We start from the raw sequence: 13601 nt of genomic DNA, 5'->3' as shown, positions 1-13601 counted from the left end.
GCGCAAGGGCCTTGTGGGCGCGCCAGAGCGCGCCCTTTGGGTCAGCCTTCGATCTTGGTCAGGTCCGCGACGCTGGAGCAGATCTGGCGGATCTGGCTCAGCAGATTCAGGCGGTTGCGGCGCAGCACGGCATTGTCGGAATTGACCTGGACGTCCTCGAAGAACGCGTCGATCGGCCCGCGCAGCGCGGCCATGGCCGCCATCGCCGCCGGGAAATCCTCGGCCTTGAGTGCCGGTGCAATCTTGGCCTGTGCCTGATCCAGCGCGGCGAACAGGGCCTTTTCGCTGTCGGTCTCGGCGAATTTCAGGTCGGCACCGAAAGAGTATTCGACCCCGTCCTTCTCCTCGGCCTGGGTCAGGATGTTGTTGGCGCGCTTGAAGCCCTGCACCAGGTTTTCGCCATCTTCGGTCGCGATCACCGCATTCAACGCGCGGGCGCGTTTGACCAGCAGGTTGAGGTCGTCATTGCCGTCCATCGCGATGCAGGCGTCGATCACGTCGTGGCGAATGCCCTCGTCGCGGAGGAAGACTTTGAGGCGGTCGTGGAAAAAGGAGAGGAGATCGTCAGATGCGTCTGGGACCTTTTTTTCAAGTTCAAGAAAGGCCGTGGCAGGCAATCCTCCGATTTTGTCCTTGACCGCTTGGAATGCAGCACCAAAGACACCTCGCTCTGCAATTTCTTCCAACAGATCAAGAACGTTAGCTTCCGGCAACGCCTCATTGATTACGCTTTCTGCTCGAATAAGTTGGCTGTCAAAGAAGCGATCCAACGACAGCCGCAGATCGTTTTCGAGAACCAATCGAGAGATACCCAAAGCAGCGCGACGCAAAGCAAACGGGTCTTTTGAGCCGGTGGGCTTTTCATCAATCGCCCAGAACCCGGTCAGCGTGTCCAGCTTGTCGGCAAGCGCCACGGTCACCGAGAGCGGCGCGGTTGGCACGTCATCCGACGGGCCCAGCGGCGAGTAGTGCTCCTGCGCCACGGCGGCCACGGCGGCGTCTTCTCCAGCCGCCTCAATGTAATACCGCCCCATAAGCCCCTGAAGTTCGGGGAATTCATAGACCATCTCCGAACTCAGATCGGCCTTGGCCAGCCGCGCGGCCTTCTCGGCCTGGTCCGGGTCGGCGCCCGTGACCGTGGCCAGTTCGCGGGCCAGCGCGGCAATGCGGTCGATCCGCTGCGCCTGGGTGCCCAGCTTGTTGTGGAAGGTCACGTTTTCAAGTGCACGGGTCCATTGCGTGATGTCTGCCTTGGCAACCCGCAGGTCGTTCTCCCAGAAGAATTTCGCATCGGCCAGACGCGCCGACAGCACCTTCTGGTTTCCAGCCAGGATGGTCGCGCCATTGTCGGTGGTCTCGCGGTTGGCCACGGTGATGAACCGTTCAATCCGCCCCGTTGCGGGGTTGCGGACCGAGAAGAATTTCTGGTGCTCTTTCATCGAGGTCTGCAGTACCTCGGGCGGCAGGTCGAGGAATTCATCGTCGATCTGCCCCATCAGCACCACCGGCCATTCGACCAGCCCGGCCACCTCGGCCAGCAAGCTCTTGTCCTCGACCACCTCCAGACCGGCGGCAAAGGCCATGTTCTGTGCGTCGTTCCAGATGTGCTCGGCCCGTTCCTCGGGCGACAGCACGACGAAGGCGCGCTTCAGCTTGGCGGCGTAATCCTCGAACCCGGTCACGGCAAACCGGCCCGGCGCCATGAAGCGATGGCCCTCGGTGGTGTCGCCGGCGGTGATCCCGTCGATCTCCATCGGCACGACCTGCGCGCCGGCTTCATCGCTGAGGATGCACAGGATCGAATGCAGAGGGCGCACCCAGCGCAGGGAGGAGCTGCCCCAGCGCATGGATTTCGGCCAGGGGAAGTTGCGGATCGTGTCGGCCAAAACCTCGGCCACGATCCCGGCCGCCGGGCGGCCCGGTTTCTCGATGGTGGCGAAATAGACCGCACCTTTGGGCGTGTCCCGTTCCTCCAGCTGGTCGCGGCTGATCCCCGCGCCACGCAGGAAACCTTCGATGGCCTTGTCCGGCGCGCCAACCTTGGGGCCCTTGCGCTCCTCACGGATGGTGGGGCTTTCGGCCAGTAGCCCCTCGACCGCAAGCGTCAGGCGGCGCGGCGTGGTCAGGGCATGGGCATGGGCATAGGTCAGACCGGCCTCGACCAGACCATCGGTGATCCGTTTTTTCAGATCCTCGCCGGCGCGGGTCTGCATGCGCGCGGGGATTTCCTCGGAAAACAGTTCGATCAGCAGGTCGGGCATTTTCGATCCTTAGAAATAGACGATCGTCTGGATGACGATGGCATTGGCGATATCCACGAAGAATGCGGATACAAGGGGGAGCACGATAAAGGCAATAGGCGAAGGCCCGTATCGCTTGGTTACGGCGGTCATATTGGCAATTGCGGTCGGTGTCGCGCCCAGCGCGAAGCCGCCGAACCCCGCCGCCAGCACGGCTGCGCGGTAGTTGGCGCCCATGACCGGGAACAGAACCCAGATCACGAAAGCCACCGCAAACAATGTCTGCGCCATCATGATCACCACGATGGACAGGCCCAGATCGGCGATGGTCCACAGCTGCAGGCTCATCAGCGACATAGCCAGAAACGCGCCCAGCGCGAATTCCGAGATCAGCGCCAGCGACGGCGTGCGCGACACTGGCGCGGCGCGCGGGGCCAGCAGCGGGCGTAGGTTGCCAATTACGATGCCCATGATCAGGCAAGGCACGAACAGCGGCAGTTTCAAACCCGCCGCCAGGATCACCTCGGACAGAGCATAGCCCGCGATGATGGCTATGTTCAGGTACAGCAGCACCCGCATCACCGTCAGGTGGTCGATCTTCGCGGCCGCGTCTGACGGCTCGTCGGGTACGCCGATCGTGTGTTCCTCGTCCGGGCGGTTTGGCGACAGGTCGCGCCCTTCGATCAACAGACGCGCGATGGGGCCACCGACCAGCGCCGCCAGAACCAGGCCCAGGGTCGCCACGGCCACCCCCAGTTCGGTCGCGCCCTCAAGCCCGGTCACCTGCCCGACCTCGGGCGCCCAGGCGATGGCGGTGCCATGGCCGCCGATCAGGGCAGCCGAGCCGAACAGAACGCCGGACTGCGCCGGATAGCCGAAGGCCGCCGCCCCAGCTGCGCCGATCAGGTTCTGCGCCACGATCGTCACCAACGTCAGGATCAGCAGCAGCAGCAGAGGCTTTCCGCCTGCGATCAGATCGGACAGCCGGGCATTCAGGCCGATCCCGGCAAAGAACAGCACCAGCAGGAAATCCCGCGCGGTCAGGTCGAACTCCAGCTCCATCCCGAACAACAGATAAAGCGTCAGAACCACCAGCGAGGCCAACAGACCTCCGGTTACGGGTTCGGGAATGTTGAATCGGCGCAGAACCTCTGTGCGGGCGTTGATCTCGGCGCCCATCAGGTAGACGGCAAAGCCCAGCGTTGCCGTCAGAAATCCTGGGATTTCAACGATGAACCCCATCCCGCCCACTCAGTTTTCCAGTCGGGGCGGACACTCTTCGCCGACAACCGTTCCGTCATAGGCCTTTTCGCCGCAGTTGTTCAGAGCATGCCAGGCAAAGCCCGAGCCGTCCTGCATCACCGCGACGATCCGATCAACGCCGTAGTGGACGTTCTTGACCCCTATGAAAGCGCGGGCGGATCCGTTCGCCAACGCCTCGGCCAGAGCAGCCGCATCATAGCAGTCGAACCAACCCGGGGCCGTCAGCGGCTCGGCCTTTTCGGCGCTCATGTAGCGGACGGCCAGCTGTTCCGGCTTCAGATCTGTCTGAAAACACGCCCGGTACCGGATCGGAGAGCTGTCGGCGTCGATCGCCTGAAACGCGCTGTAGGCTATGGGCACAGGTTGGCCGGTCGCGGTTTCGGTCAGAACAACATCCTGACCGGGTGAGGGTTCGACCTCATAGTAGTAACCGTAGACCTGAAGGTAATACATGCTGACGCCAGCAATGACGGCGCAAGCGACCAACAGAATTGCCAGCATTTTCCCGGTCATGCGCGATCCTCCTGTGGGGTGCGACGGGCCATCAGGCCTCAAAACCTGCGGCTTCGGTCTGCACGAAGGCATCGGCGCATTGCTTGGCCAGCGCGCGCACCCGCCCGATATAGGCCTGCCGCTCGGTCACCGAGATCACGCCGCGCGCGTCCAGGAGGTTGAAGATATGGCTGGCCTTGATGCACTGGTCATAAGCAGGATGCGCCATGATGATGCGCTTGCCCGTTTTGGGGTCAACGTTTTCCTGGCTCAGGATCGCGGCGCATTCTTCCTCGGCCTCTTCGAAGTGGCGCAGCAAAACCTCGGTGTTGGCCACGTCAAAGTTCCAACGGGCGTATTCCTCTTCGGTTTGCTTGAAGATGTCGCCATATGTCAGCGGGCTGGGTGATTGTGGGTCGTTGAAGGGCATGCCCATTACGTGGTCGATGCCCAGCACATACATCGCCAGACGTTCCAGACCATAGGTCAGTTCGCCCGAGACCGGCGCGCAGTCATGGCCGCCGACCTGCTGGAAATAGGTAAACTGGCTGACTTCCATGCCGTCGCACCAGACCTCCCATCCCAGGCCCCATGCGCCCAAGGTCGGGCTTTCCCAGTCATCCTCGACGAAACGGATGTCGTGCAGGTCCATGTCGATGCCAATGGCCTGAAGGCTGCCCAGATACAGCTCCTGCAGGTCCGGAGGGCTGGGTTTGATCAGCACCTGGTACTGATAGTAATGCTGCAAGCGGTTGGGGTTTTCACCATAACGGCCATCGGTCGGACGGCGCGACGGCTGAACGTAGGCCGCAGCCCACGGTTTGGACCCCAAAGCCCGCAGGGTGGTTGCAGGGTGGAAGGTACCGGCACCGACCTCCATGTCGTATGGCTGCAGGATGGCACAGCCCTTCGAGGCCCAGTAGTTCTGAAGCCGCAGGATGATTTCCTGAAATGAACGTGGTGCGCTGGACGGTTCGGTCATGACATTCCCTTTGGGCGCGGATTTGCCCGGTTCCGGTCGGTTTTGCCCTTCCTATGCAAGGGGCCAAGGGGCGTCAACGGGCCAATGCCCGCCTGCTGTCACTGTGCCGCCACACCAGAAATTCCCCGTATCGTGGGCATAGCGTTTTCACCCCTGAATCGCGTAAGTTGGGGCAAAGCCAAAACGCTGCATAAAACGGGCAGAAAATGACACGCATATTCGTTGCAATTCTTTTACTGATTACAGTCGGCCTGCGCGCTGCGTATGCTCAACAGGGGGCTGACGCAGGGGTCTGGGTTCAGGTCGAAGCGCAACCATCGCTGCGCGAGGCGCAGGACCGGGCGCAAGTCTATGCCAATGCCCTGCCCGACGTGAACGGGTTCCGCCTGAACAGCGGCTGGTACGCCATCGTCATCGGCCCCTATCTGCGGGCCGACGCCGAGCAGGTGCTGCGCGTCTACCGGGCCGAACGGCAGATCCCCTCAGACAGTTTCATCACCTTTTCAGGCGCCCTTGGGCAGCAGTTCTGGCCAATTGGCGCAAATGTCCTAAACCGCGGGGCGATCACAGCGCCCGTTCAGCCCGAGCCGCAGCCAGAGCAGCCACAGGCCGGTCTGACGCCGCAACCTTCGGACGAGACGAGATCACAGGCCCTGCAGTCCGAGCGGCTGCTGAGCGGACAGGAACGAAAAGACCTGCAAACCGCATTGCAGGCTGCCGGGTTCTACAGTTCGACCATCGACGGGGCATTCGGCCAGGGCACACGTCGGTCGATGGCTGAATGGCAGCGATTCAATGGCTTTGAACCGACCGGTGTCCTAACGACGGCACAGCGCAAGGCTTTAATGGATGACTACAATGCTCCACTGATCAGCGTCGGCATGGCCCGTCACGTCGATGATCGCGCCGGAATTTCCGTCGATCTGCCGCTTGGGGTAATTGCCTTCGACCGATACGAGGCGCCGTTCGCGCATTTCAATTCCAGCGGGGATCTGGACGCACGGGTGGTATTGATCAGCCAAGAAGGCGGCAAAACCACTTTGCGTGCGCTGTTCGAGGCGATGCAATCGCTCGAGATCCTGCCGCTGAACGGTCCGCGTGAGCTGCGCGGCGACAGGTTTACCATCGAAGGCCGTGGCAACGGGATCGTATCCTATACACAAGCCAATCTGAGCGACGGCAAGATCAAAGGCTTCACCCTTGTCTGGCCCGAAGGCGATGACGCACGCCGCGCCCGGGTTCTGGCCGCAATGACCGCCAGCTTTGACACCACCGATGGTGTTCTTGATGCTGCGGCTGGCGCCAATGCCGAGCAAAGCATCGACTTGATGTCCGGTCTCCAACTCAGAAAACCACGGTTGTCGCGGTCGGGCTTTTTCGCCGATCCCAACGGTCTGGTCCTGACCGTGGCCGAGGCGGTGCAGAACTGCACCCGCGTCACCCTTGAGGACGGTCAGGAACTGCAAACCGCGTGGAGCGATCCCGAACTGGGCGTGGCGGTCCTGCGCCCCAACAAGACGCTGGCACCGATGGCCGTTGCGGCCTTGAACGAAGCCCAGCCTCGCCTGCAATCCGAAGTGGCCGTCGCGGGATACTCATATGAGGGCGCTTTGGGGGCTCCGACGCTGACCTACGGCAAGATCGCCGATATCCGCGGGCTGAACGGAGAGGCCGGCGTGACCCGCCTGAGCCTGACCGCACAACCCGGAGACGCCGGCGGCCCGGTATTCGATGATCACGGCAACGTGGTCGGAATGCTGCTGCCTGCGCGGACCGAGGGGCGCACCCTGCCCCGCGATGTCAGCCTGGCTGCCGCGGCCGACCGCCTTCACGAGATCCTGTCAAAGGCCGGGGCAACGGCTCAGACCGCGCAGGAAACCGGGCAAGTTTCGCCTGACGAGTTGAACCGCCGCGCGACTGGCATGACCGTGCTGGTGAACTGCTGGGGCTGACCGAAAGTCGCGAACAGAATTTGAAGGCGCCGCAGGATGTTGCGGCGCCTTTTCTTAGCCCTTCAAGATATCGGGCGTGACGTGCACAAGGGTCGGCACGGGCGCGTCAAAGGCCGCGCGAACGGCAGCCTGCATTTCCGGCAGCGAGTTCGGAGCGGCCGACCGCGCACCGAAAGCCTCGGCCAGCTTGCAGAAATCCGGGTTGCGCGCGACAACCGCATTCGGAGCGATCTGGCTGCCGACCATGCTGTCCTCGATCTCTTTCAGCTTACCGTTGTCCCAAAGGATGATGGGCAGCGACAACCCCAGCTCGACCGCCGCACCCAGTTCCTGCATCGTATAGTGGAACCCGTAGTCACCCGCGATCACGGCAGTTGGCTTTCCGCGCCGCGCAACCGCGCCGCCGATCCCGGCCGGCAGCGCATAGCCCAGAGTGCCGAACCCGGTCGGGTGGTGCCAGTGGTATGGGCGCGCCATGTCCCAGACTTCTTTCGCGACATAGGCGAACTGGGTCATGTCGGAATAGATCATGGTGTCGGCGGGCATCGCTGCACGCAAGGCGTCGGCAACCGGCACGATACCCGGTCTTTCCGCGTCGACCTCGGCGCGCCAGCGCGCTCGGGCTTCGGCCACCTCTTCCGGCGACCAGCCGGTGGCCGGTTTGCAGTCTTGGGTCGCGGACCACAGTGAATGGGCAAAACTTTCGCCGTCGGCCTGCAGCTTGACCGCCGCCCGGTGCCGGTCGGCCAGCACCTCGGGGTCGAGGTCAACCCGCACCAAGGTCGCCTTGTGGCCCAACCGGTGGCGCCAAAGGTCGACCTCACCCAATTCGGCACCGACCGCGATGACCAGATCGGCCGACCCAATCACCTCGGCACTGCCGGGTCGCGGCAAGGTCGCGCCGAAATCCAGGGTATAGCCGGTGCCGACCAACCCACGCCCCGCATAAGTGGTGAAACAGGCCGCACCGAGCTGAGACAGAATCTGGCGCCACAGGTTAGACCTCGACCCACCACCCAATATGAACAGCGGCCGCCGTGCGATGTTCAGCAGCGACAGAACCGGCGCAATGTCCGGCGCCAGAGCCTTGACCCGCACCGCGTCCTGGTTCGGAAAAGGAGCGGGGTCGGCCTCGGCCTCCAACTGCGCGATCGGGACCTGGATATGCTTGGGGCGCGGACGTTTCAGCGCGAACTCCTCAAAGGCGCGTTCGATCAGGCCATAGGCTGATTGCGCGTCGTTTGCCTGGCAGGACCAGTCGGTCACGCATTCAGCGGCCGCGCGCTGGTCTTTCATCTGGTGCAACTGGCCGCGCTGTGCCTGCGTTTCGCTCAGACAGGAGGACAGAACCAGCATCGGAACCGAGTCGGTATAGCCCTGCCCCATCGGCGTCATGACGTTGCACAGGCCAGGACCGGTGATCACGTAGGCCACGCCGGGCTTGCCCGTCGCCCGTGCATAACCGTCAGCCATGAAGCCCGCGCCCTGCTCATGCCGCGCCAGCACATGAGTAATGCCCGCTTCTTCGATTCCACGGTACATTTCCTGATTGTGCACACCGGGAATGCCGAAAATGACTTCGACCCCCCGATCCTTGAGCATGTGCGAGATTTGGGCGCCCAATGGTCTTTTCATCAGCCTCTCCAGAACCGAATGGTGAACAGGACATACACGGCCATCAGCTCCAGCCGGCCGGTCAGCATTCCGAAGGTCAACAACCACTTGGCCGTGTCGTTCAGCCCGGCAAAATTCCCTGCGGGGCCGATCTGATCACCCAAACCGGGGCCGACATTTGCAAGCGCCGTCGCTGCACCGGATACCGCTGTGATGAAATCCAGACCAGTCAGCGCCAGCGCCCAGGACAGCGCCCCCAGCGACAGCGCGAAGAACATGAAAAAGCTCATGACCGATGTCAGGACATCGCGGCTGATGGCTCGGCCATCATATTTGGGCACGAACACTCCGTGCGGAGACCGAATCCGGCTGATCTGAGCCTTGATGGAAGCAATCAGCAACTGATACCGGAAGATCTTGATGGAGCAGGCCGTCGAACCGGCGCAACCACCGATCAGGCCGATCATGAAGAACATCATGATCGGAAAACTGCCCCAGGTCATGTAGTCGACACTGGCATAGCCGGTGCCGGAAATGATCGAGGTGATGTTGAACAGCGACTCGCGCACCGCCTGTTCCCAGTGATGCGGAAAGACCGATGTCAGAAAGACCGCCATGATCACCACCAGAACGGCAATCGTGGCCAGAAAGGCCCTGATCTGGCTGTCTTCCAGGATCGAGCCTGTCCGGCCGTTGACGAACTGCACATACCGCACGAACGGCAGAGCAGCCAGGATCATGAATACGGACGCGGCGTATTCCGCGGGCCCCGAAAACGTTCCGAACGAAGCATCATAGTTCGAGAACCCGCCAGTGGACACGGTTGTGAACGCATGAACGACAGCGTCGAAAAAGTTCATGCCCAAACCGGCATACACCAAGGCGCAAGCTACGGTCAGGAAAACATAGATCAGCGAAATCTGGCCCGCGATCTCTTGCGCGCGCGGAAGGATTTTCCCCATGGTTTCAAACCCTTCCGAGCGGAAGATCTGCATACCGCCGACCTTGAGCTCGGGCAGGAAGACCATGGCCACGACGATGATGCCGATCCCGCCCAGCCATTGCAGCAAACCGCGCCACAAAAGCAGGCCACGCGGCAGATCATCCAACCCGGAAATAACGGTCGAACCGGTGGTGGTCAGCCCGGACATGGCTTCGAAATAGGCATCGACAAATCGCAGTTCGGTCTCACCGAACACGAAGGGGATTGCCCCGAAAAGCGGCAGCGCGACCCAGACGCCAGTGGTCAGCAAAAAGGTCTGACGGATGGTCAGCCCCTCGCCCACACCGTTCGAGCAGCTCATGGCCAGAACCACGCCGGTCAGGATCGTGATGACACCGCTTTCAAAGAAAACGTTCCACTCGCCCCGACCCTCGATGATGTCCGCAAGCATCGGCAATAGCATGGTCGCCCCAAGTATGGCGACCAGCAAGCCAATCACATATCCGACCGGGCGAAGATCCATCATGACGGGCAGCGTTGGCGCGCCGGCCCGAAAGTGTCAAGCAGATGATCTGTGATCAGTCGTCCATTTTTTCAGCCACGGGTGGCATGGCCGGTGGCTTGGACGGCGCACGCGTGCGGCGCGTGGCCGGTTTCGGTGCCTCGGCGGGTTTGGTTGTTGCAGCCGCTACGGGCTTTTTGGCCCTCGCTTCTTCGGTTGAAGCCGCGGGTTTTGCCACGCTGGGCTTGACCTTGGGCGTCACGGCCGTTGCGGGTTTCTCCGATGCGACCGGAGTGACGCGCTGTGCAGGGGTGGCCGTTGCGACGGGCTGCGACGGTTTTTGAGGCGTTGCGGGCGGCGTTTTGGGCTTGGCTGTGGCCTTCGTGACCGGTTTCGGTGCGGCTTTTGCGGGTGCCTTCGGCTTCGGAGCCGGCTTTGCGACCGTCTTGGCCTTGGCCCGGACCACAGGTTTCGCCTTCTTCGCGGCGGGTTTGGCCGTGGCTCGCGCCACCGGTTTCTTGGCCGACTTCACGGCCGGCTTCGTTGGTTCGGTGACCGACGCAACCGGGATCGGGAACACGGTTTGAGCAAATGCCTGCATCATTTTCATCTGGCTGGTCACGGCATAGCCGGCCAGACGCACGGCGGCGGCCTGCAGCTCAAGCTGTTGGGCAATGGGATTCATTCCAAGTCTCTCCTGTAGCAATGAAGCAGCCCGATTTCCGAGGTAGAAAAGCCCTTGCCGTTCCGATCGCGCGGACGGACGAAGGTGTATTGCAGTCCAAGGCGTAACACGTCCCGGCTTCCTTTCGGGGTGGTGCGCCACAACTGACATGGCGCGCCACAGCTGCATTCATCTTCAATGTATGCAAATAATCGCGCGCATGCAGCATTTTCCGCTGCATTGCGGCAAAAAGGCGCCTACCGCCCAATATACGCCGGTTTTCGCGGCGTTTTTTGGGTCAGCCGACGTGGAACAGCGTCGTGAACAGGCGCGGGTCCAAGCTGGTGGATGCAAATGTCGGCCCCTCGGTCAGAATCGACACCGCATCGTGGCTGTGCAGACTTTCCTGATGGCTGGCGATGACGCGGAAGTCACCCACGTGATGATCGGCCAGCAGCTCGGCACAGAACAGACGCGCGGCGTCTTCGACAAAGATGGGGTTGGCGGCGTTCAGCTCAGCAAAGGCCTGTTCGTCTTCGCGCTTGACCATCACCTGGGTTTCGGTGGGGACGGCACGGCGGCACAGGGCGATCAGATCCTCGAACCACAGGCAATCGGCGTCACAATCGACCACGACCGAAATGCGCGCCACGGAACGCTGCGAATGCGGCGTCGCAAGCTGTCCGCGCACCGACCGGGCGTGTTCGCTGAGTTCCAGCGAGCATGGGCAGGTCGAAGAATAGACATAGTCGAGATGCATGATCTTCTGACGCACGCCGCCCTGTTCGACCAGTTCAAGCGCGATGTCGTAATACTGATATCCCTCAAGACCCGAACGCAGGCTTTTGACCCGATCGGGATAGGAGAAGCGCATCTGAAGCCTTGCATCGAAACTGTCGAGGTCGGTCAGATAATCGCTCAGCGCAGATTCCATCACCTCGAAACTGAACGTACGCTCGGCATGCTTGTAGAAGGACCGCATGATCCGGGACATGTTGATGCCCTTTTTCTCGGCTTCGAGGCTGACGGTGCCCGTAACCGAGGTTTCCAGCGTCAGGTCCGGACCGTTCTTGCTGTGAAATCGGATCGGCAGGCGGAAATTCGAGATGCCCACATGCTGGATCTGCTGTTTCGCACCGCGGATCAGGCTGGACGGGCCGTTCTGGAGATCGGGCAACGCAGATTTGTAGGCTTCGTCGACTTTGAAGTCTTCGGGGTATTCACGCGACATCGAAGGGTAGTTGTCCGGAATCAACCCGGGCACCAGGCGGGCCACCGCCGGATCAAGCTGGCTGATCTCGGCCTCGCTGGCGCCCTTTGCCCATTTCCGCAGAACCTTGAGAGCCTCAGCGGCCTCGTTCCGATCTGGTTTTTCGTCAATGTCGCGCGAATGAATGTTCATTGGCTGCGTATCCTCGGTGTGTCGTCAGGCTATCTCTGACTGCGGCGGAAACCGCAGTGTAACCCAATACGGGTCAGATAGCAGCCCGGATCGAAAAAACCATCGCAAAACCGCCATTTCCGAACGGATTGCGCCCTTTTACCCGGGCGACATTGCGCGGTTGCCGATGTGTTCAACGGCGCGTGTCCGCCGTCACACCGCAGCAGCCGACAATGCCTGCCGGATATCCTCCAGCAGATCGTCGGCATCTTCGAGTCCGACAGAAAAGCGGATCAAACCGGGCGTGATGCCCAATTCGTCTTTCTGCGCATCGCTCAACCGCTGGTGCGTGGTCGTTGCCGGATGGGTTGCGATGGACTTGGCATCGCCCAGATTGTTCGAAATTACCGGGATCGTCAGCGCGTTAAGGAACCGGAAGGCCGCGTCCTTACCCCCCTTGATGTCCAGCGACAGGACCGTACCGCCCTTGCCCCCCAGTTGGCTCTGCACCAGAGCGTTCTGAGCATGAGATTTCAGGCCCGGATACATGATCCGCTCCAGCGTCTCATGGCCTTCCAGCGCGTCGGCCAGTTTCTGCGCCGTCTCGGCCTGGGCATTGACTCGCAGGGCCAACGTTTCCAGCCCCTTGAGCATGATCCAGGCGTTGAACGGGCTGAGTGCACCGCCCGTGTGTTTGAGGTACGGTTCGACCGTTCCGCGAATGAACTCCTTGGTGCCCAGGATCACGCCGCCCAGCGCGCGTCCCTGCCCGTCGATATGCTTGGTGGCCGAGTAAACCACCACATCCGCGCCCTGCGCGATCGCCTGCGAGAACACCGGGGTCGAGAACACGTTGTCGACGATCACGGTGGCCCCCACCGCATGGGCCAGTTCTGCCACCGCGCGAATGTCGATCACTTCGAGCGTGGGGTTCGACATGGATTCGAAGAACACAGCCTTGGTGTCGGGCCGGATCGCGGCCTTCCATTGGTCCATGTCCGTACCGTCGACAAAGGTCACCTCGACACCATAGCGGGTCAGGATATTCTCCAGAATGTACAGGCACGACCCGAACAGGGCCTTGGCCGAAACCACGTGGTCGCCCGCCTTCAGCATCGAGGTCAGCGCCCCGTTCACGGCCGCCATACCGGACGCCGTCGCAAAACCATCCTCGGCCCCCTCAAGCGCAGCGATGCGCTGCTCGAACATCGCAACCGTCGGGTTGCCATAGCGGGCATAGATGAACTCGTCCGGGCCAGTCTCGATGAACCGAGCTTCGGCCTGCTCGGCGGTGTCGTAGACGAACCCCTGCGTCAGGAAGATCGCCTCGCTGACTTCGTTGTACTGGCTGCGACGGATACCGCCGTGGACGGCTTGGGTGCGTTTGTTCCAGCTTTCGCTCATGTCTTTACCTTTCGGCCCCGAAACCCGAGGGCAAATCAAAAAAACCCCAGACGCGGTCAAGCGAAAGGGGTCTTTCATCCTGACCTTTTAGCGGTGTTGTTTAGCGTGGCCCGCAATCCGGTAACAAATCGCCACGTGGTTTCTGGATTGCGCATACGCCTCGG

At 61.7% G+C, this 13601-nt stretch carries 10 protein-coding genes and 1 riboswitch; of the genes, 1 reads left to right on the top strand and 9 read right to left on the bottom strand.

Annotated features, from left to right (window positions below; all coding sequences use genetic code 11):
* Positions 1-41: 41 nt before the first annotated feature.
* The 4 genes from glyS to ACR0NB_RS02360 are packed head-to-tail and all read right to left on the bottom strand — an operon-like array spanning position 42 to position 4977.
* Complete coding sequence (gene glyS, locus ACR0NB_RS02375) at positions 42-2261, bottom strand: glycine--tRNA ligase subunit beta (RefSeq protein ID WP_480774838.1); 2220 nt, start codon at positions 2259-2261, stop codon at positions 42-44.
* Between the two features lie 9 nt (positions 2262-2270).
* Positions 2271-3482 carry a sodium/glutamate symporter gene (gltS, locus tag ACR0NB_RS02370; RefSeq protein ID WP_480774837.1) on the bottom strand — a complete coding sequence of 404 codons (1212 nt, stop codon included), beginning with the start codon at positions 3480-3482 and terminating at the stop codon, positions 2271-2273.
* A gap of 9 nt (positions 3483-3491) precedes the next feature.
* On the bottom strand, positions 3492-4016 hold the full coding sequence (locus ACR0NB_RS02365; protein WP_480774836.1) for a DUF6446 family protein: 525 nt from the start codon (positions 4014-4016) through the stop codon (positions 3492-3494).
* 31 nt (positions 4017-4047) lie between these two features.
* A complete protein-coding gene (locus tag ACR0NB_RS02360; protein WP_170455807.1) occupies positions 4048-4977 on the bottom strand; it encodes a glycine--tRNA ligase subunit alpha in 930 nt (309 codons plus the stop codon).
* Positions 4978-5183: 206 nt separating this feature from the next.
* On the opposite strand from ACR0NB_RS02360, the gene ACR0NB_RS02355 reads away from it, so the two are divergent.
* A complete protein-coding gene (locus tag ACR0NB_RS02355; RefSeq protein WP_480774835.1) occupies positions 5184-6929 on the top strand; it encodes a serine protease in 1746 nt (581 codons plus the stop codon).
* 54 nt (positions 6930-6983) lie between these two features.
* On the opposite strand, the gene ACR0NB_RS02350 is transcribed toward ACR0NB_RS02355, so the two are convergent.
* The 5 genes from ACR0NB_RS02350 to metZ all read right to left on the bottom strand — a co-directional run bounded on the left by ACR0NB_RS02350 (position 6984) and on the right by metZ (position 13437).
* Complete coding sequence (locus tag ACR0NB_RS02350) at positions 6984-8564, bottom strand: thiamine pyrophosphate-binding protein (protein ID WP_480774834.1); 1581 nt, start codon at positions 8562-8564, stop codon at positions 6984-6986.
* Positions 8564-10012, bottom strand: a complete 1449-nt coding sequence (locus tag ACR0NB_RS02345; protein ID WP_093962508.1) for a TrkH family potassium uptake protein — start codon at positions 10010-10012, stop codon at positions 8564-8566. Before ACR0NB_RS02345 ends, ACR0NB_RS02350 begins: the two co-directional genes overlap by 1 nt.
* Positions 10013-10064: 52 nt before the next feature.
* The gene (locus ACR0NB_RS02340; RefSeq protein WP_170402257.1) at positions 10065-10673 is read right to left on the bottom strand and encodes a hypothetical protein; all 609 of its coding nucleotides are present in this window, start codon (positions 10671-10673) and stop codon (positions 10065-10067) included.
* Between the two features lie 277 nt (positions 10674-10950).
* Entirely contained in the window at positions 10951-12054 is a 1104-nt protein-coding gene (gene folE2 / locus ACR0NB_RS02335; protein ID WP_170363134.1) for a GTP cyclohydrolase FolE2, read from the bottom strand.
* Between the two features lie 192 nt (positions 12055-12246).
* On the bottom strand, positions 12247-13437 hold the full coding sequence (gene metZ, locus ACR0NB_RS02330; protein WP_170438746.1) for an O-succinylhomoserine sulfhydrylase: 1191 nt from the start codon (positions 13435-13437) through the stop codon (positions 12247-12249).
* Positions 13438-13504: 67 nt separating this feature from the next.
* Positions 13505-13582: riboswitch (SAM riboswitch) on the bottom strand.
* Between the last annotated feature and the right edge of the window lie 19 nt (positions 13583-13601).

Source organism: Ruegeria sp. CG3 (assembly GCF_056537205.1).
Note: the sequence above shows the minus strand (reverse complement) of the source record. Positions and strands in the feature narration are given on the sequence as shown.